Origin of the sequence: Tenacibaculum sp. 1B UA (assembly GCF_033978845.1) — a bacterium.
Taxonomy (GTDB): Bacteria; Bacteroidota; Bacteroidia; order Flavobacteriales; family Flavobacteriaceae; genus Polaribacter.
Genome location: NZ_JAKVUA010000007.1, coordinates 75,607 through 94,669, shown reverse-complemented (window position 1 = coordinate 94,669; position 19,063 = coordinate 75,607). Strand labels below are relative to the sequence as shown.

18 protein-coding genes are annotated in these 19,063 nt (G+C 31.6%); 5 read left to right on the top strand and 13 right to left on the bottom strand.

The window, feature by feature from the left end:
- The first annotated feature begins 7 nt into the window (after window positions 1-7).
- From MK851_RS07620 to MK851_RS07605, 4 genes are all read left to right on the top strand, one after another.
- The gene (locus MK851_RS07620; RefSeq protein WP_320242873.1) at window positions 8-1,927 is read left to right on the top strand and encodes an alpha/beta fold hydrolase; all 1,920 of its coding nucleotides are present in this window, start codon (window positions 8-10) and stop codon (window positions 1,925-1,927) included.
- A 137-nt stretch (window positions 1,928-2,064) separates the two neighbouring features.
- Window positions 2,065-2,730, top strand: coding sequence for a DUF2490 domain-containing protein (locus MK851_RS07615; RefSeq protein ID WP_320242871.1), 666 nt, complete (start codon window positions 2,065-2,067; stop codon window positions 2,728-2,730).
- A 44-nt stretch (window positions 2,731-2,774) separates the two neighbouring features.
- Entirely contained in the window at window positions 2,775-4,082 is a 1,308-nt protein-coding gene (locus MK851_RS07610) for a DUF819 domain-containing protein (protein WP_320242868.1), read from the top strand.
- A 39-nt stretch (window positions 4,083-4,121) separates the two neighbouring features.
- Window positions 4,122-4,826 carry a DUF4369 domain-containing protein gene (locus tag MK851_RS07605; RefSeq protein ID WP_320242866.1) on the top strand — a complete coding sequence of 235 codons (705 nt, stop codon included), beginning with the start codon at window positions 4,122-4,124 and terminating at the stop codon, window positions 4,824-4,826.
- A gap of 64 nt (window positions 4,827-4,890) precedes the next feature.
- Here MK851_RS07605 and MK851_RS07600 read toward each other — a convergent pair whose 3' ends face one another.
- Window positions 4,891-5,727, bottom strand: coding sequence for a universal stress protein (locus MK851_RS07600; RefSeq protein ID WP_320242865.1), 837 nt, complete (start codon window positions 5,725-5,727; stop codon window positions 4,891-4,893).
- A gap of 129 nt (window positions 5,728-5,856) precedes the next feature.
- Here MK851_RS07600 and MK851_RS07595 point away from each other — a divergent pair, with 129 nt between their 5' ends.
- Complete coding sequence (locus MK851_RS07595; RefSeq protein WP_320242863.1) at window positions 5,857-7,143, top strand: hypothetical protein; 1,287 nt, start codon at window positions 5,857-5,859, stop codon at window positions 7,141-7,143.
- 79 nt (window positions 7,144-7,222) lie between these two features.
- Here MK851_RS07595 and MK851_RS07590 read toward each other — a convergent pair whose 3' ends face one another.
- The 12 genes from MK851_RS07590 to MK851_RS07535 all read right to left on the bottom strand — a co-directional run bounded on the left by MK851_RS07590 (window position 7,223) and on the right by MK851_RS07535 (window position 19,029).
- On the bottom strand, window positions 7,223-7,921 hold the full coding sequence (locus MK851_RS07590) for a sulfite exporter TauE/SafE family protein (protein ID WP_320242861.1): 699 nt from the start codon (window positions 7,919-7,921) through the stop codon (window positions 7,223-7,225).
- Window positions 7,921-8,367 (bottom strand): FixH family protein, encoded by a 447-nt coding sequence (locus tag MK851_RS07585; RefSeq protein WP_159493741.1) that lies wholly within the window; start codon window positions 8,365-8,367, stop codon window positions 7,921-7,923. The genes MK851_RS07590 and MK851_RS07585 overlap by 1 nt, the downstream gene beginning before the upstream one ends.
- Before the next feature lie 76 nt (window positions 8,368-8,443).
- Window positions 8,444-9,865: a cytochrome c oxidase accessory protein CcoG gene (ccoG, locus tag MK851_RS07580; protein ID WP_303508512.1), complete on the bottom strand. Its 1,422-nt coding sequence runs from the start codon at window positions 9,863-9,865 to the stop codon at window positions 8,444-8,446.
- 36 nt (window positions 9,866-9,901) lie between these two features.
- Window positions 9,902-10,825 (bottom strand): cbb3-type cytochrome c oxidase N-terminal domain-containing protein, encoded by a 924-nt coding sequence (locus MK851_RS07575; protein ID WP_303508515.1) that lies wholly within the window; start codon window positions 10,823-10,825, stop codon window positions 9,902-9,904.
- A gap of 14 nt (window positions 10,826-10,839) precedes the next feature.
- Window positions 10,840-11,007: a CcoQ/FixQ family Cbb3-type cytochrome c oxidase assembly chaperone gene (locus MK851_RS07570; RefSeq protein WP_303508517.1), complete on the bottom strand. Its 168-nt coding sequence runs from the start codon at window positions 11,005-11,007 to the stop codon at window positions 10,840-10,842.
- Between the two features lie 5 nt (window positions 11,008-11,012).
- On the bottom strand, window positions 11,013-13,214 hold the full coding sequence (gene ccoN / locus MK851_RS07565) for a cytochrome-c oxidase, cbb3-type subunit I (protein WP_320242855.1): 2,202 nt from the start codon (window positions 13,212-13,214) through the stop codon (window positions 11,013-11,015).
- 26 nt (window positions 13,215-13,240) lie between these two features.
- On the bottom strand, window positions 13,241-13,411 hold the full coding sequence (ccoS, locus tag MK851_RS07560; protein ID WP_115902068.1) for a cbb3-type cytochrome oxidase assembly protein CcoS: 171 nt from the start codon (window positions 13,409-13,411) through the stop codon (window positions 13,241-13,243).
- Between the two features lie 123 nt (window positions 13,412-13,534).
- Entirely contained in the window at window positions 13,535-14,899 is a 1,365-nt protein-coding gene (gene hemN, locus MK851_RS07555) for an oxygen-independent coproporphyrinogen III oxidase (RefSeq protein ID WP_320242852.1), read from the bottom strand.
- A 50-nt stretch (window positions 14,900-14,949) separates the two neighbouring features.
- Window positions 14,950-15,648, bottom strand: a complete 699-nt coding sequence (deoD, locus tag MK851_RS07550; protein WP_320242850.1) for a purine-nucleoside phosphorylase — start codon at window positions 15,646-15,648, stop codon at window positions 14,950-14,952.
- A gap of 1 nt (window position 15,649) precedes the next feature.
- Window positions 15,650-16,315, bottom strand: coding sequence for a deoxyribose-phosphate aldolase (gene deoC / locus MK851_RS07545; RefSeq protein WP_303508532.1), 666 nt, complete (start codon window positions 16,313-16,315; stop codon window positions 15,650-15,652).
- Between the two features lie 2 nt (window positions 16,316-16,317).
- Window positions 16,318-16,650, bottom strand: a complete 333-nt coding sequence (locus MK851_RS07540) for an AraC family ligand binding domain-containing protein (protein WP_303508536.1) — start codon at window positions 16,648-16,650, stop codon at window positions 16,318-16,320.
- A gap of 6 nt (window positions 16,651-16,656) precedes the next feature.
- Window positions 16,657-19,029 carry a heavy metal translocating P-type ATPase gene (locus tag MK851_RS07535; protein ID WP_320242846.1) on the bottom strand — a complete coding sequence of 791 codons (2,373 nt, stop codon included), beginning with the start codon at window positions 19,027-19,029 and terminating at the stop codon, window positions 16,657-16,659.
- Window positions 19,030-19,063 lie beyond the last annotated feature (34 nt).

Genomic DNA, 19,063 nt, shown 5'->3' with positions numbered 1-19,063 from the left:
TACACTTATGAAAAAATATTTCTTATTACTCGCCATTGCCATTTCGGTAATTGCTTGTAAAACGAACAAAAAGGAATCTGTTAAAGCCAGTACAGCTCCCAAAAAATATTCTATTGAGCAAATGATGGATAACGAAAATGTTTTTGGAGGAAGTTTTTCTCCTGATAACTCTAAATTACTAGTAACTAGTAATCGTTCAGGAATTTATAACATGTACACTATTTCAACTTCTGGTGGTGAGTTAGAGCCTATTACAAAATCAGATAGCTCTTCAGTTTTTGCAACCTCTTATTTTCCAAAAGATGAAAGAATGCTGTTTAGAATGGATAATAATGGTGATGAAATTTACCACATCTTTTTAAGAGAACTTAATGGTTACATTAAAGATTTAACACCAACTAAAGGAGCTAGAGCTAGTTTTTTTGGGTGGGCTAAAGATGAAAAAAGTTTCTTTTTTACTTCAAACAAAAGAGACAATCGCTTTATGGACCTCTACGAAATGGATCTTGAAACTTTTACTTCTAAAATGATTTATGAGAACAAAGAAGGTTATAACGTTTCTGCTATATCAAACAACAAAAATATATTAGCATTAAGTAAAACGGTTAATACTAACGATAGTGATTTGTTTTTGTTTGATAGAACTACCAAAGTAATCACAAAAATTAACCTAAGATTAAGTGGTAATTCAGCAGCTGATTTTTCTATCGATGATACTGAGTTTTATTACACAACAGATGCGGAAGGTGAATTTGCTACCTTAATGAAATATACTATTAGTACTAATGAAACAGAAAAAGTATTGGCAAAAGACTGGGATATTTCTGGAAGTTACTTTACCAATAATGGCAGCTACAGAGTAACATATATTAACGAAGATGCTAAAAATGTAATTGAAGTTTTTGATGTTAAAGCAGGTAAAAACATAGAGCTTCCTAATGTTGATGGAAAAAGTATTACTAGTGTTGGTTTTTCTAGAGATGAAAACATAATGCGTTTTTATGCTGGTGGCTCTAACACTCCTTCAAACTTATATGTGTATGACTTAAAAACAAAAAAACAAACGCAATTAACTGATGTTTTAAATAAAGAAATTAATCCCGAAGATTTAGTAAAAGCAAAAGTAATTCGTTACCCTTCTTTTGATGGAGTAACTATTCCTGCAATTTACTATGTACCTCATCAAGCTTCAAAAGATACTAAAGTTCCTGCTTTAGTTTGGGTTCATGGAGGTCCTGGTGGACAATCACGTCAAAATTTCAGTTCTAGAATTCAATATTTAGTAAACCATGGCTATGCTGTTTTAGCTGTAAACAATCGAGGCAGTAGCGGATACGGTAAAACCTTTTTTACTATGGATGATTTAAACCATGGAGAAAAAGATTTGCAAGATTGTGTAGAAGGAAAAAATTGGTTAGCAAAACAACCAGAAATTGATGCTGATAAAATAGGAATTATTGGTGGATCTTATGGTGGTTATATGACAATGGCTGCTTTAACTTATACTCCTGAAGAATTTGCAGTAGGTGTTAACATCTATGGAGTAACAAACTGGATGCGTACCTTAAAAAGCATTCCATCTTGGTGGGAGTCTTTTAGAGAAGCTTTATATAAAGAATTAGGAGACCCACACTCTGCAGACTCAGTAAGATTGAAAAGAATTTCTCCTTTATTCCATACTGATAAAGTAACTAAACCATTAATGGTGTTACAAGGAGCTAAAGACCCAAGGGTTTTACAAGTGGAGTCAGACGAAATTGTAGCTGGAGTTAAGAAAAATGGAGTTCCTGTAGAATATGTGCTGTTTGATGATGAAGGGCATGGTTTTGTTAAAAAGGAAAATCAAATAGAAGCTAATAGTAAAATCTTACAATTCTTAGATACCTATTTAAAGAAAAAAGAGCCTATTAAAAATAATGATTTATAAACAGGCAATACAATTTTAACATCCTAATTTCTCATAAGAGAAACCTGATTTTTATTTTTGCTTACATAACGCTTAAATCTCCTACATATAATTTATGTGGGGGATTTTTAATATAAAAAACAACCTCTTTAACAATTATGAAAAAGTTTACTTTTTTAATTATCACTTTATTTTCATTAAACAATTACGCCCAACAATCGGTAACTTCCAACCCAACAAAAGAACTCGGTGTTTGGTATATGTACAACGGATCTCATCAAATTTCTAATAAGTTTAGCTTAAAAACCATGGTACATTTTCGCTTCTTTGAGGTTGGAGATGATATGCAACAATTCATTGGACGTTTAGGTGGTAATTATAAGTTCAATAAAACTATAAGTGCTACTGTAGGATATGCCTTCTTAAATACAGATAGAACTTTTGATGCTAATGCTGGAGATTTTAATGAACATCGTATTTATGAAGATTTAAACGTAAAGCATAAAATAGCTAGTTTAAACTTAGCACATCGTTTTAGAGGTGAACAACGTTTTTTTGAATCAACTACTGGTAACTTTTTCCGATATCAATTAGCCCTAGGTCATCCTATTAATGAAAAATGGTCTACTTATCTATATAATGAAACCTTTTTAGACTTTAAAGGAGAATCTTACAATCAAAATTGGTTTGGAGCTGGTTTTAAATACAAAGTATCTGATATTATAAAGCTTCAAGCAGGATATCAACTGATAAATGTAAACGAAGTTGGTAACTTTAATAGAATTCAATTAGGTGTTGCTATTAGTACTGATCATAGAAAATAGAAGTAACTATTATTTCATACTTTAGCAAAAATTAAATTTTCACGATGAACGAACCTACTTTTACTAACGACGCAATAGTATTTGGTATTTTAATGATTTCTTTAGGTTTTGTATTTTATACAGAATCTAAAACTTCAGGATTTTGGCACAAGTTTTATAAAATAGTTCCTGGGTTATTCATGGCTTATTTTATCCCAGCAATATTTACTACTTTAGGAGTTATTTCTCCAGAATGGGAAACTACCAATGCTGCAGGTGAAGTAATAAAAAGTAAATCACAGCTGTATTATGTTTCTAGCCGATTTCTATTACCTGCGGCTTTAGTTTTAATGACCTTAAGTATTGATTTAAAAGCTATTTTCAACTTGGGTTCTAAAGCATTAATCATGTTTTTCACAGGTACCGTAGGAATTGTAATTGGAGGCCCTATCGCTATTTTATTAATCTCAGCTGTTTCACCAGGAACTGTAGGTGGAGCAGATTTTGATGCCGTTTGGAGAGGACTTTCTACCCTTGCAGGAAGTTGGATTGGTGGTGGAGCTAATCAAACTGCCATGTTAGAAATTTATCAATACAACCCAGCCAAATATGGAGGAATGGTATTTGTTGACATCGTAGTAGCTAATATTTGGATGGCAATCATATTAATTGGAATCGGTAAAAAAGATAAAATAAATAAATGGTTAAAAGCTGACACTTCAGCTATTGAAGACTTAAAAGATCGAGTTTCTAACTTTACACAAAGCGTAAGAAGAACTCCAACTTTAACTGATTTTATAATTATGCTTTCCATTGCTTTTGGAACTGTTGGTTTCGGACATTTTGCTGGTGCATATTTAAGCGACATCTTTGCTTCTTTAACTGCAAGTATGGAATCTCAAACTTGGAGAAATATTTTCTCTTTCTTAGGTTCTAATTTTTTCTGGCTAATTAGTATATCAACCATTACTGCTGTTGTCTTATCTTTTACAAAAGCAAAAAATTATGAAGGTGCAGGAGCTAGTAAAATAGGGAGTATTTTTATTTATGTACTGGTAGCAACTATTGGTATGAAAATGGACTTAACGTTGATTTTTGATAATTTCAACTTAATTTTTATTGGTTTGGTATGGATGGCAATTCATGCAGGATTGTTAATCTTAGTCGCTAAATTAATTCGTGCCCCTTATTTTTTCTTGGCAGTAGGAAGTCAAGCAAATGTTGGTGGTGCAGCTTCTGCTCCAATTGTAGCACAAGCTTTTCACTCATCATTAGCTACTGTTGGTGTTTTATTAGCTGTTTTTGGATACGCTATCGGAACTGTAGGTGCAATCCTATGTACAATTTTAATGGAAATAGCCTCAAAAGTTTAGGAGAAATCTGCATATTTGCAGCAGACAAATTTGAATTCAATGAAGAAAATTATTGCTCTTTTCGCAATTGCACTTGTTGCTTTTGCTTGTTCCTCTAAGAAAGAAGGAAACATGGTTGTTAAAGGTCAAGTTAAAGGATTAAAAAAAGGTACTTTATACCTTCAAAAAATGAAGGATACATTATTAGTATCTGTTGATTCTATGGCTTTATTAGGTGATGATAAATTTCTACTAACAGATAATGTTGAGTCTCCTGTAATGTATTACTTAACTTTTGACGGTAACACCACAGATAAACACATTATGTTTTTTGGTGAAGAAGGTGAAATTACTATAAATGACAAAATTGAAGAATTTGGTTTTAAACCTGAAATAAAAGGCTCTAAAAACCAAGTAGTAATGAATGAGTATCGTAAAATAAACCAACGTTTTATGGATCAACGTCTAGATTTTATAAAAAAAGAAGTTGAAGCTCGTCAAGCTAAAGATGAAGTAGAACTAGAGCAAGTGGAAGCTGATTATAAGAAAATGATACGTCGTCGTTTCTTATTCTCTACAAACTTTGCGATTGCTAACAGTGATAGTGAAGCTGCTCCGTACATTGCGTTGTCTGAACTATATGACGCTAACATTAAACTTTTAGATACTATTAATAATAGTTTAACTGATAAAATTAAAAATTCTGAATACGGTAAACGTTTACAAAAATTTGTAGATGATATAAAAACTAAAGAAGGTAAGTAAATTTATTTTCTTCAAAAAATAGAAAAGCTCATTCAATTTGAATGAGCTTTTTTACTTCTATATTCTAAATTTTAAAAGACAATACGGGTAATTTACTATGATTAGCAATATCTTCAGAAATACTACCTTCAAAAAAGTGAGCTATTCCTTTTCTACCATGTGTTGCTACAACTAAAACATCTGAGTTAATTTTGTTTGCGTAGTAAAACACTCCTTTTTCCACAGAATAATCAGAAACTATTTTTACTTTTTGAGCACTTTCTTCATAATTTTCATTCGTTTGACTGAAAAAACGCTTCATTTTCCCTTCTAACTCTTTCGTGCTTTTAAACTTAGAAGTTGGTGTGCTTACATATACCATTTCTATATCTGCATTAAACTTCTTAAGAAACTCTTTTGCTTCCATATATGGCTTTACATCATCATCAGAAAAATCACATGCAAATAATATTTTTTCTATTTGTTTTACAATTGGTTCCTCTTTAATTACTAATACAGGCACATGCGCGTAACGAATTACTTTTTCTGTATTAGAACCAATAAACATTTCTTTTAAACCACTAGCTCCTTTAGACCCCATAACTATCAAGTCTGCCCCTTCATTTCTTGCCAACTGATCTATTTCACTAAAAATTTTAAAGTGCTTTATAATTGGGGTTACTTTTATATCTGATAAATAATCTTTCTGTAAAAATTCTGCTAATTTCTTCTCAGTCATTTTTAAGTAAAACAGCATTTCTTGCTCTAAATAACTTTCTGATTGGCTTAAAACAGCGTTAGACAACTCAAGCATATGTACTACCAATACCTCAGCGTCTGATCTTTTTGCTAAAAAAGCTGCTGTTTGTAATGCATTTTCAGAATATTCAGAAAAATCAACTGGGACTATAATTTTTTTCATGATTTATTACTTTTAGGTTTAATGTTTCCTATAAAGTTACCTAAATTTTATTAGTAAAACTATGATTTTTGTCACTTTATAAACCACTATATATTCTATACATTTGCTTTCTTAAATTTTACATTTGTTATGGATAAAAACTCTTCTAAATTTGTGGGCGTTATTGTACGTGCCTTTATTTCTTTAATGGTCGTTTCTATTTTAGGTATTTTATTAAAGTTCTTTATTACCATACCCAATCGTCTTTTTTTTAATAGACCTATAGCATATACCAGTACACATTATTCATATAAACCAGGACAAAATGGATGGACTTTTGATTTTTTTGCATTAAATAATGATGGTTTATATATAACCCTTCCTTTACTTTTAGTGATTTTTATTGCTCTATTTTTTTACTTTGGGATATTTTCTGCTATTGCAGCATTTTTAAATTTTAAAGCACAAAACACGCAATTAGCCAAAAGAGATTTTATTTTAACACTACTTGTTGTTAGCTTCTACTTTATGCCCAAATTCATAAATATTGATTCTTTTTTAAACATTAATGAAAGAGGTGCTTATGTACTTAAAGAGCGTATATATAATCCTAATAATGAAATTTGGGAAATAGGTATACAAAAAATAAAAGGTAGCTATATTAAAGAACACAAAACCGTAAGCAATGACTCTTCATTTTTAGTTGTAAAAAAAATTAATACTTCCAAAGTAGATACTGTTTTATTTGAAAAGTTAGTTCTTCCTGCTAATAATATTCATACTTTTAATGCAAAAAACACTCTATGGTTATTTGAAGCTTCTAATAATTATTTAAAGGCTTTTGACATGGTTAACAGCTCCATGATTATAAAAAATAAAGAGAATTTAAATCGTATGATGCCAGAAAAATATCAAGAAAGAGGTATTGCCGAATTAAGTTACTCTCCTGCTCAAAAAAATAGTATTTATATAAAAACTAATTATGGTGAGGTATTATACTTACATACAGATGATAATTTAATCACTGATAAAAATAAATACATTAACAACACATACTATTTAAAACGCATAAACGAACATAGATATAAGTTATTTGCAAAAAAGAAACAGCTAGCTGCTACTTTACAAGAAGCTATATTTTTAAATGCTGAAGTTATTTCTTACACAAGTAGTGTTATTATTATTAGACACAAAGTCAACATAAAAAAAGAAACACCGTATACCATTTCGGCATATGATACTATAACAGGAAATAAACTATGGGACTTTAATGAAGAAAACAATTCTTTTTTAAATGATGTTCATGGTAAAATAATTGTAGACGTAACTTTTTTACCAAACAAAACAGTTCTTAGTTTTTATGATGCTTTTACATTAAAAGGAAATGTAATAATAGATAATCAAGGAAAACCTATAACACAAAATATTGACAATTAACTAATAAACAAAAAAGCTAGCAAATAGACATTAAAAGAACATCTTGTGTATTGCATATTTAGGCTGTTTTAAATTATGGTTAATGACAGCCTTCAACTGAATTATGAATATCTGTTACAGGAAGAGGAGAAACATAAGGTATTCCTAACCCTAATCCTCTAAGAATAAACAATACTCCAATAAAAACTACAACATAGGGTATTGCTTGTTGAACTCTTTTTCTCACCAATCCATTTGCAAAATTCCCCACATAAACTACTGCTGTCATTAACGGTATAGTTCCTAACCCGAATAAAAACATATACAGACTTCCTGACAACATATTGGTTGTAGTTAGCGCCCCAAAAACCGCCATATATACTAATCCACAAGGTAAAAAACCATTTAAAAAGCCAATCGTAAAAAAGGTATCATTTCCTTTTTTCTTTAATTCTTTTCCTAAAGAAGATTTTACTTTCATTACCAACTTGTTTATTGGGTTTGAAAGGTTATATTTTTGAAAGGTTTTAGGTACAAAAATTGCCAAAATCATTAATACTCCAACAATAATAGAAAGTTGTTGCTGAAATCCGAAGAAATAAAACCCTTTTCCTAATAAACCAAACAAAAAGCCTATTAAACTATAAGTAAATAAGCGTCCAAAATGATAACTAGTTATTTGAAAAAACTGTTTTACTTTATTCGTTCTGTCTACAGGTAACATAAAGGCTATAGGACCACACATGCCTATACAGTGAAAACTACCTAATAAACCAAATATGATTGCTGAAAGAAACATTAATATACTAACTCTTTCTGAAATAAATAATCTTTATTTTTGTAGTTCCAGGAAACTGTTATGTTCCAACGACCACCCAACAAACGTTTCTCAGGCACGAGCAAATATGTTTCGGAGATCGAAATAGGCATTTCGAAATCCAGTTGTTTATCAGATGGTCTGTATAGGAACACTTTTCCTTTTATATCTTTAGGGTTAAAGTCCGTTGGAAAATGGACTTTAATTCCTTCAGTTACTTTTTCTATTTTAATATTCTTTTTTAATGCTTTTGCATTTTTAGTAGCATCTAATTTGTTCTGAAATTCTAATTCTTGTTGATAATATTTTTCAGTTACCAAATCGTGATTAAAGTTTTTACCTGTACTCATCGTAATTACGAAATACATAATAAAGCCTATAAATCCTATTATTGCTATTACTATACCCGTGCCCCAGTTTAATTTCATTTTAATTTGTTTTTAGTCTTTGGTTCTTAATCTTTATTCGTACTTACTCCTAAAAACTAATGAGCTTTAGACTGATTTATCTATAACTTCTTGGTCCTAAAAAGTTGGTTGTAGTCGTTTCAATAAGTTTATCACCACTATATACACCTATTTTTAGTTTTTCTTTTTCATTTTTCATTTCAGACTGATGTAACTCTATAAATAAGGTTCCTTCTGCTAATCCTTGTTTAGGTACTTCAAAATCTTGATGTGTTACTGTTTCTATCGTTCCATTATGAGATAGCAATTTATAACTCACATTGTCTATCTGTTCGGTTGTTTTATTTACTACTTTAAAAGTGTAAATATTACTAATAATTCCGTTTTCTTTATGTTGATACAATTGACCTGGTAATCGTAAAATTGTAGCTTCTACATCATTTCTTAAAAATAACATTCCTACTAAAATTCCAGTCAAAATGAATAATACAGCAGAGTACCCCTTCATCCTTGCTGTAAACTTAAAAGGAGCTTTTTTAACAATGTTTTCTTCACTGGCATAACGAATTAACCCTTTTGGCAACCCAACTTTTTCCATCATGTGGTCACATTCATCAATACAAGCTGTACAGTTTACACACTCTAACTGTGTTCCGTTACGAATATCAATTCCTGTAGGACATACATTAACGCATTGAAAACAATCAATACAATCTCCTTTTCCTGTCGCTGTTCTATCTTCTTTTTTATTAAACTTTCCTCTTCCTGCCTTTCCTTCTCCTCTTACATGATCATAGGCAACATTAATCGTTTTATTATCTAACAATACTCCTTGTAATCTACCATAAGGACAAGCAATAATACACACTTGCTCTCTAAACCATGCAAAAATAAAATAGAACACTCCTGTAAAAATTAACAATGAAATTAAAGTACTTACATGATCTAATGGGTTTCCTGTTATATAACTTATAAGCTTATCACTTCCTATTAAATATGCTAAGAATACATTTGCTATAATAAAAGAGATTATAAAAAAGAGAACCCATTTTAAAATTCTTTTTCTAATCTTTTCAGCATTCCAAGATTGCTTAGCCAAACGAATTTGCTTTCCTCTATCTCCTTCAATTAAATATTCTATTTTTCTGAAAACCATTTCTAAAAAAATGGTTTGTGGACAAATCCATCCACAAAAAATTCGACCAAAAACAACTGTAAATAGAATGATAAACACCACTCCTATTATCATGGAGATTACCATTAAATGGAAATCTTGTGGCCAAAAAGGAAATCCGAAAATATTAAACTTACGTTCTAAAACATTAAATAGTAAAAACTGATTTCCGTTAATTTTAATGAAAGGTGCTAGTAATAAAAAAGCTAATAAAAAGTAACTTACATAGCTTCGGTATTTATAAAATTTACCACTTGGTTTTTTTGGAAACACCCAAGCCCTTTTTCCTTCATCATTTATAGTACCAATACTATCTCTGAATTGTTCGTTTTTGGGTGTTTCCATAATCAACTATTAAAAACTAATTTGTAACTATTATTTTTATTGAATACTGTCTTTTGGCTGTTCTTCTGTTGGTTCTGCAACAGCTGGTGCTTGACCTTCTTCTTTATATAACTCTCCTTGAGGTTCTTTTGGTTTTGCTGGGGTAGTTCCTTGTAAAGAAATAATATAACTTGCTACTTTTTGAATGTCTTTTGGCTTTAAAGTTTTATTCCAAGCAACCATCCCTTTACCGTCTCTACCTCCATTAGAAATCGTGTTAAAAATGTTTTTGACACCTCCACCTAAAATCCAATATTCATCGGTTAAGTTTGGTCCAATACCTCCACCACCATCTGCAATGTGACAAGCAGCACAGTTTAGGTTATATACTGCTTTACCTCTACTTAAATCACCAGCATCTGTTAAAACAGTTACCGTTTCAGCATCAATAACTGCTTCTTTAGAGTTTGATTTAAACGCTGCTAATTCTCTTTTAGCTTCTGCTACAGCTTGTGCATATTCCATTTCTTGATTATCTGCTCCTAGTACATGATATCTTACTAAATATACTGCTGCAAAAATAATTGTTGCATAGAACATATATAGCCACCATGGTGGTAAGTTATTGTCTAACTCTTTAATTCCATCATAGTTATGATCAAGAATAATTTCATCCTCTTCTTCCACGGCTTTAGCTTCCGTCCATTTATCTATAATTTTCTTTGCCCAAGCCCAGTTATCAACTTCTTCTGGTTGAATACCATCCTTTTCCATTTGAAGCTGCTTTGCTTTTTGTTGAGCAACTATATTTAACGCTTCTTTTAAAATAACTACTGTTACAAGCCCCACAATTGCTATCCATACTAACGGATGTTCATACAAACTAAATGGATTTTTGTATGATTTAATTGCAGTAGCAATAGCAAAAAAGGTTACTGCAACAAAAATGATATATACTATAGATTGAAAATATTTTTTCATCTTGTTTAATTTTACTAATTATCTAAAGGTAACTTACTTACATTTCTTATATATTCTCTTTTGGCCGTAAATACCCACCAAAACAACACTACAAAAAATGTAAAAAATATGGTTAGCGAAATAATTGGGTATATTTCAATACCTGCAATAGTTTCCATATGGCTTTTCACAAACTTTAACATAATTTCTAGTTTTTAGCGCTTAATTGATCTTCAATATCTTTTACTTTAATATCGGTTCCTAATCTTTGTAAGTAAGCGATTAAGGCTACGATTTCTCTATCTTTCATTTCAATGAAAGTTTGTCCGTTTTCTTGAGCATATTTCTTATCTGCTTCATAGTTTGTTGCAAAATCTGGATCAGCATATAAGCTCTTTTGAATTTTGGCTCCTTGCTCTTCCATACTTGCTTGCGCATTGGCTATATCTTCTTCAGTATAAGGAACACCTAAACTAACCATTGCTTTCATTTTACCTTCGGTATCGCTCTTATCTAATTCGTCTCTTACTAACCATTGATATGACGGCATGATAGAACCTGGTGAAGTACTTTGCGGATCGTACATGTGATTTAAGTGCCAACTATCATTATATTTACCTCCAATTCTTAATAAATCTGGTCCTGTACGTTTAGATCCCCACAAGAAAGGATGATCGTATACAAACTCTCCTGCTTTTGCGAACTCTCCATAACGTTCTACTTCTGATCTGAATGGACGTACCATTTGTGAGTGACATCCTACACACCCTTCACGGATATAAATATCTCTACCTTCTAATTCTAAAGGTGTATATGGTTGTACGCTTGTTATAGTTGGAATATTTGACTTCACTAATAAAGTTGGTATAATTTGAACAACACCTCCAATTAAGATTGCTACTGTAGCATAGATTGTTAATTTTACAGGTCTTCTTTCTAACCAAGTATGCCAACCTTCTTTAGAAGTTCTGTATTTAGATACTTTTGTTAATGCCGCTGCTTCTGCTAGTTCATCTGTTACTCCACTTCCTGATCTTACCGTTTTAACAATGTTGTATAACATTACAAATGCTCCAAGGATAAATAAACTTCCTCCAATAGCACGCATCCAATACATTGGAATAATTTCATTTACTGTTTCTAAGAAGTTACCATATGTTAATGTTCCATCAGGGTTGAATTGTTTCCACATTGAGGCTTGTACAAATCCTGCTACGTACATTGGCAATGCATACATGATAATACCTAAAGTACCAATCCAGAAGTGGAAGTTTGCCAATGCTGTAGAATATAATTTTGTTTTAAACATTCTTGGTACTAGCCAATATAACATACCAAAGGTTAAGAAACCATTCCATGCTAAAGCACCTACGTGTACGTGAGCAATAATCCAATCACTAAAGTGAGCAATTGCATTTACATTTTTTAATGATAGCATTGGTCCTTCAAAAGTTGCCATACCATAACCTGTAATCGCTACTACCATGAATTTTAATACTGGATCAACTCTTACTTTATCCCATGCTCCACGGAGTGTTAATAATCCGTTGATCATACCTCCCCAAGATGGTGCAATTAACATTACAGAAAATGCAACTCCTAAATTTTGAGCCCATTCTGGCAATGAAGTATATAATAAATGGTGAGGTCCTGCCCAGATGTAGATAAAAATCAACGACCAGAAGTGTACAATCGATAATCTATACGAGTATACTGGACGATTTGCCGCTTTAGGAACAAAATAGTACATTAATCCTAAGAACGGAGTAGTTAAAAAGAACGCCACCGCGTTGTGTCCATACCACCATTGTACCAATGCATCTTGAACTCCTGCATATACTGAGTATGATTTTAAGAAACCAACTGGTAGTGCTAAACTATTAAATATGTGTAATACCGCTACGGTTACAAAAGTTCCTAAGTAAAACCAAATAGCTACATATAAATGACGTTGTCTTCTTTGTAAGATTGTCCAAATCATATTAGCACCAAAAGCTACCCAAACTAGTGCTATGGCAATATCAATTGGCCACTCTAATTCAGCATATTCTTTTGATGTAGTATACCCCAGCGGAAGTGTTATGGCTGCTGCAACAATTATTAACTGCCATCCCCAAAAGTTAAAGTTACTTAAAAAATCACTCGCCATACGGGCTTTCAGTAATCGTTGTAGTGAGTAATAAACTCCTGCAAAAATGGCATTTCCTACGAAAGCAAAAATTACTGCATTCGTATGCAATGGTCTTAAACGTCCAAAACTTAACCATGAAATTCCATCAGTTAAATTTGGGAATAAGAACATAAAAGCCAATAACAATCCTACTGAAAAACCTACTATCCCCCATAGTAAGGTTGCGTAGATGAATTTTTTTACGATTTTATTATCGTAATAAAATTGTTGCATTTCCATAATCTATTTGAATTTAATATCTATTGTTAATTGTTAGTTTTTGTTTCTTCTTTTACCAGTTCATCATCAAACAACATGCGAACTGAGGGTGTGTACGAATCATCGTACTGCCCTTTTTTTACTGAAACAATAAATGCTATAAAGAAAATAATAGCCACTAAAATACTTAGTGATAGTAGTAAGTAAATAACGCTCATATCTTGCCTGATAATTATAGTTCAAAGATACTTGTGAAGATTTTCTTAAAATATGACTTTTGTCATGTTTCAAGTTTTTTGTACAAAAAAACTCGAAGAAAAAATATTCGAGTTATTTGTTGTTTAAATTGTCATTGAAAACAGTTTGGTTTCAGGTTGTTTTTTGTGTAATTTTTTATCAAATGCCATACAAATATTACGCACATAGGGTCTTGCCTTTTCTGGAACAGTTAACTTACTCCCTTTTATAGAAACCAAACCATCAGCCATCATTTCTTCTAATTTTTCTATATGTGTTTCTACATTTTCAATCTGTAACGAATATTCTTCCCACGATGTGGAAAAATGACACATAATATTTAAGATATGTTTTCTTATGATTAAATCTTCTTTGGATAATATATGTCCTCTAAACACAGGTATTTCTCCTTCGTTTACAACTCTTTCGTACTCTTTTACCGTTTTTACATTTTGTGCAAATCCGTACCAAGAATCAGATATTGACGACATTCCTAAACCAACCATTAATTGCGTTTTGTTAGCGGTATACCCCATAAAGTTACGATGTAATGTTTTCTCTTGGGTGGCTTTGTACAAACTATCAGTAGGTAGTGCGAAATGATCCATTCCTATTTCTACATACCCCATTTCTGCAAATAACTCCTTTCCTATTTCATACAGTTCTCGTTTTTCTTCATTCTTCGGTAAATCATCTTCATTAAAACCTCGTTGTCCAACTCCTTTTACCCAAGGAACATGTGCATAACTATAAAACGAAATCCTATCAGGCTCTAATTCTTTGGTTTTATTAATAGTATAAATTACATTTTCTTTGGTTTGAAATGGAAGCCCGAACACTAAATCGTGACTAATAGAAGTATATCCTATTTCTTTTGCCCAATTGTGTACTTTTTGGACATTCTTAAAAGGTTGTACTCTATGAATTGCCTCTTGCACTTTAGGATTGTAATCTTGTACTCCAAAACTTACTCTTGTAAAACCTAAATCGTATAGTGTTTGTAAGTGTTCTTTAGTGGTGTTATTTGGATGCCCTTCAAAGCTGAATTCATGTTCGGGGTGTTTTTTTGCATTGACAAAAATCCCGTCAATTAACCTTTTTAATTGTGTCTCTGAAAAGAATGTTGGGGTTCCTCCTCCTAAGTGAATTTCTTTTATCACTGGTGTTTCATCTACCAAATCAACATATAATTGCCACTCTTTCAAAACTGTTTCTATATACGGACCTTCCATTTCATGACGCTTGGTTATGTGTTTATGACATGCGCAAAATGTGCATAAACTTTCACAGAATGGTAAATGAATGTATAAACTGACTCCTTCATCTGCATTACTTTCTATAAACGACTGTTTAAAGGTTTTTATCCATTTTTCTTTTGAAAAAGTATCGTTATCCCAATACGGAACTGTTGGATAGCTCGTGTATCTGGGACCTGGAATATTATATTTTTGTATTAGTGAATTTTTCATGTGTGTATTTTTATTAGCAAGAGATTTCTCGCTATCACTCGAAATGGCAATTATGCCAATTCTAGAGCTATTTCTATCATTTCTTTAAAAGTTTGTTCTCTTTCATCTGCGGTAGTTCTCTCTCCTGTAACTAAACTATCTGAAATCGTTAAGATGGATAACGCATTTACTTTATGTTTAGCTGCAACTGTATACAATCCGTTAGTTTCCATTTCAACACACAATACCCCATACGCTGACCATTTTTTATAGCTTTCAAATTCATCGGCATAGAATTCATCTGAACTTAAAATATTTCCTGCTTTTAATGGAATTCCTTTCTGCTTCGCAGTTTCAATAGCTTTTTGGAATAGTTCAAAACTTGCTGTTGGCGCAAAATCAGCCCCATTAAAACGGATGGTATTTAATCCTGAGTTAGTAGATGCCGCCATAGCAATAACAATATCACGGATTTTAACTTCTTTTTGATAAGAGCCTGCAGATCCTACTCTTATTAAATTTTTAACTCCATATTCATTAATTAATTCATGAGCATAGATTAATGCAGAAGGAATTCCCATTCCTGTTCCTTGAACAGAAATTTGTTTTCCATGATATGTTCCTGTAAATCCTAACATACCACGAACATCATTATAACAAATTGGATTTTCTAAAAATGTTTCTGCTATCCATTTTGCACGCATAGGATCGCCTGGTAATAAAACAGTTTCTGCTATTTCTCCTTTTTTTGCTTCTATATGTATGCTCATTTTAATATTGATTTTTACCTGAAACACCACTAGTTACTAAAGAAACTCCAGAAGAAGTTCCTAAACGTGTTACTCCCATTTCTATATACTTCTTAGCTGTTTCTATATCTCTAATACCCCCAGCTGCTTTTATCTGAGCTCTTCCATCTACAACACTATCCATTATTGCAACGTCTTCAAAAGTTGCTCCTCCAGTACCAAAACCTGTCGATGTTTTTACATAATCAGCACCGGCTTCTACCGCTAATTCACTTGCTACTTTAATTTGTTCTTTAGATAAGTAACAGTTTTCAAAAATTACTTTTAATATATTTCCTCCTATTTCTTCTTTAATCAATCGGATTTCGTTTTCTACATAATCTTCGTCTCCTTCTAACAGCTTACCTATATTGATAACCATATCAATTTCTGAAGCCCCCTTTTTTATACAATCTTTAGCTTCAAAAACCTTAGCTCTGGTTGCCATTGCTCCTAATGGAAAACCTATTACTGCTGCTACTTTCACTTCTAAGTCTTGTAATTCTTTAGCTGCTAACTCTACATAACATCCATTTACGCAAACTGCATAAAAATTATATTCTTTAGCTTCATTACACAACTTAACAATATCTGCTTTTGTTGCTGTTGCTTTTAGTAACGTATGGTCTATGTATTTATTAATATTCATAATTATACATCTTTTACTCTTTTTAAAGTATCTAATTTTGATAACGATAACCTTACAACACTTTCTTCGATAGCTGTTAGATTATGTACTACTTGTGGTTTTAATGAAATTATATCTCCAGTAACCATTTGTTTTACTTCTCCTGCAACTCCAAAATCTATAGATCCTTTTATTATTTGAACAATGATTGCAAATGGAGCTTGGTGATCTTCCATAGTTTGTCCTTTTTTAAATACCACTCGTATTTCTTTTGAAAAATCTGTATCTAATAATAAAGACACTCCTGGTTTAAGTTCATTAAACTTTATATCATTTAAAAATGAGGCTACTTGCATAATTTTTTATTTTATTTTTCTTCCTAATATATTGGTAGCTATGGTTGTAAAAACCACGACACTAATTGAACTCAACGGCATTAAAATAGCTGCTATTACTGGCATTAATTGTCCTGTTACCGCAAAATAAAGTCCAACAATATTGTACATTAAAGATAGTAAAAAACAATACTTTATAATTTTTATAGCCTTTTTCGATGCTTTAATGTAATTTCCTATTTCACTAAATTTTGTAGCATCTAAAATAGCATCGCATGCAGGTGAAAAGACATTGATATTTTCTGATAATGCTACTCCTACATTACTTTGTGCTAGCGCTCCTGCATCGTTTAATCCATCACCAATCATCAATACACTTTTATTTTTCTCTTGTAGCCCTTCTACGTAGTGTAACTTATCTTGTGGTTTTTGATTGAATAAAAATGTAATTTCCTTTGGTAACAATTCTTCCAAAAACTTCTTTTCTCCTTCATTATCTCCTGAAACTACCGATAAATCATATTCTTTACTTAAATCAGAAAACAAGCCTTCAACTCCTTTTCTATAGGCATTCTTGAATATGTATTTTCCTTTGTAATCGTTATTTACACTAATATGAACCGAAGTATCAAGGTTTGATTGTTCTTTTGCATTTTTCACAAAAGAAGATGAGCCTATTTTTATAGTTGTTTGTTGGTAACTTGCTTCAATTCCTTTTCCTACATATTCTTGATAACCTTCAACAGGTAACATTTCTTCTTTTAATGAAGTATATAGCATTCTACTCAACGGATGATTTGATGCTCGTAATGAACTTTTTAAAATCGATTTATGCGTTTTGTTCAAACCTTCCCCTTCGTATGTTATCGTGTTTTCTTTATTTGTAGTAAGTGTACCTGTTTTATCAAAAATAACCGAACTTACTGCTGCTAATTGTTCTACTACCGTTGCATTTTTTAAGTAGAATTTCTTTCTTCCAAAAATTCGTAAGATATTTCCTAAAGTAAACGGTGCTGCTAATGCAATAGCACACGGACATGCAATAATTAATACTGACGTAAATACATTTAATGCCAAACTTGAATCGTGATACAACCAAAATGCTGTAGACAAAAACGCTATAGACAATACGATTATCGTAAAGTTTTTACTGATTTTATCGGTTAATGTTTTGAATGATGAGTTTTTATCTTTCTGAAACACATCGTTACTCCATAATTGTGTTAAGTAACTTTGTGAAACTGAAGCTAGTACCTCCATCTCTATACTTCCTGATAATTGTTTTCCTCCTGCAAATAACTTATCTCCTGACTTTTTATTTACAGGAACTTCTTCACCTGTAACAAAGCTATAATCTATTTTTGCCTCTCCTCTAATTAAAATTCCATCAACAGGGATTAACTCTTGATTCCTTATTAGTAATCTATCTCCTTTTGTAACGTCATATATTTGTGTGTTCTCCTCCTTGCCATCAATAGTTATCTTGGTTACAGCAATTGGAAAATAAGATTTATAATCACGTTCAAATGATAAGAAATTATAGGTCTTTTGCTGAAAAAACTTTCCTAGTAATAAAAAGAAAACGAGTCCTGTTAAACTATCAAAAAAGCCTGTTCCTAAGTCAAAAACTATTTCTGCTGTACTACGTATAAACAGTACTAAAATTCCTAAAGCAATTGGAACATCAATATTTAAAATTTTTGAACGAAGTCCTTTATATGCTGAAATGAAATAATCTTGTCCTGCATAAAAAACTACAGGAAGTGAAAATGCGAACATTAACCAACGGAAGATTCCTTTATATTGTTCTAACCAGTATTCAGACACTTCAAAATACTCTGGAAATGACAAGAACATCACATTTCCAAAAGCAAAACCTGCTATTCCTAGTTTATAAATTAAACTACGATCTACTTTCTTTTTACCAACCTCATAATCTTCTAAGCTTATGTAAGGCTCATAACCAATAGAACTTAATAGTAATACGACCTCTTTAAGTGATGTTTTTTCAGAGTTAAAAGTAATTCGAACTGTTTTCTTCGGAAAGTTAACCTGTGATGAAGATACATACTCTTGTAGTTTGTGTAAATTTTCTAATACCCAAATACATGAGCTACAATGTATATGCGGAATGTATAAATTTATTACCTGCACATTACTGTCGTTAAACTCTAATAGTTTATCTACAATAGATCCATTATCCAAGAAATCATATTTTCCTTGTATCTCTTCAGGTATTGCTCCTGGGTTGTTTTGAAAATCATAATAACAAGTTAGATCGTTTTCTGAAAAAATTTCATAAACTGTTTTACATCCATTACAGCAGAAAAATTTATCTTCTATTATAATTGTTTTTGTATCGCACTCGTTACCACAATGAAAACATGTTGTGCTTTCCATATTTACTCTTTTGCCTTGTACAAATGTCCGATAA

Bases quoted from the DNA above. Each gene is read 5' to 3' on its own strand.
- MK851_RS07620 (WP_320242873.1), top strand. From the start codon at position 8: ATGAAAAAATATTTCTTATTACTCGCCATTGCCATTTCGGTAATTGCT.
- MK851_RS07615 (WP_320242871.1), top strand. From the start codon at position 2,065: ATGAAAAAGTTTACTTTTTTAATTATCACTTTATTTTCATTAAACAAT.
- MK851_RS07610 (WP_320242868.1), top strand. From the start codon at position 2,775: ATGAACGAACCTACTTTTACTAACGACGCAATAGTATTTGGTATTTTA.
- MK851_RS07605 (WP_320242866.1), top strand. From the start codon at position 4,122: ATGAAGAAAATTATTGCTCTTTTCGCAATTGCACTTGTTGCTTTTGCT.
- MK851_RS07600 (WP_320242865.1), bottom strand. From the start codon at position 5,727: ATGAAAAAAATTATAGTCCCAGTTGATTTTTCTGAATATTCTGAAAAT.
- MK851_RS07595 (WP_320242863.1), top strand. From the start codon at position 5,857: ATGGATAAAAACTCTTCTAAATTTGTGGGCGTTATTGTACGTGCCTTT.
- MK851_RS07590 (WP_320242861.1), bottom strand. From the start codon at position 7,921: ATGTTTCTTTCAGCAATCATATTTGGTTTATTAGGTAGTTTTCACTGT.
- MK851_RS07585 (WP_159493741.1), bottom strand. From the start codon at position 8,367: ATGAAATTAAACTGGGGCACGGGTATAGTAATAGCAATAATAGGATTT.
- ccoG (WP_303508512.1), bottom strand. From the start codon at position 9,865: ATGGAAACACCCAAAAACGAACAATTCAGAGATAGTATTGGTACTATA.
- MK851_RS07575 (WP_303508515.1), bottom strand. From the start codon at position 10,825: ATGAAAAAATATTTTCAATCTATAGTATATATCATTTTTGTTGCAGTA.
- MK851_RS07570 (WP_303508517.1), bottom strand. From the start codon at position 11,007: ATGTTAAAGTTTGTGAAAAGCCATATGGAAACTATTGCAGGTATTGAA.
- ccoN (WP_320242855.1), bottom strand. From the start codon at position 13,214: ATGGAAATGCAACAATTTTATTACGATAATAAAATCGTAAAAAAATTC.
- ccoS (WP_115902068.1), bottom strand. From the start codon at position 13,411: ATGAGCGTTATTTACTTACTACTATCACTAAGTATTTTAGTGGCTATT.
- hemN (WP_320242852.1), bottom strand. From the start codon at position 14,899: ATGAAAAATTCACTAATACAAAAATATAATATTCCAGGTCCCAGATAC.
- deoD (WP_320242850.1), bottom strand. From the start codon at position 15,648: ATGAGCATACATATAGAAGCAAAAAAAGGAGAAATAGCAGAAACTGTT.
- deoC (WP_303508532.1), bottom strand. From the start codon at position 16,315: ATGAATATTAATAAATACATAGACCATACGTTACTAAAAGCAACAGCA.
- MK851_RS07540 (WP_303508536.1), bottom strand. From the start codon at position 16,650: ATGCAAGTAGCCTCATTTTTAAATGATATAAAGTTTAATGAACTTAAA.
- MK851_RS07535 (WP_320242846.1), bottom strand. From the start codon at position 19,029: ATGGAAAGCACAACATGTTTTCATTGTGGTAACGAGTGCGATACAAAA.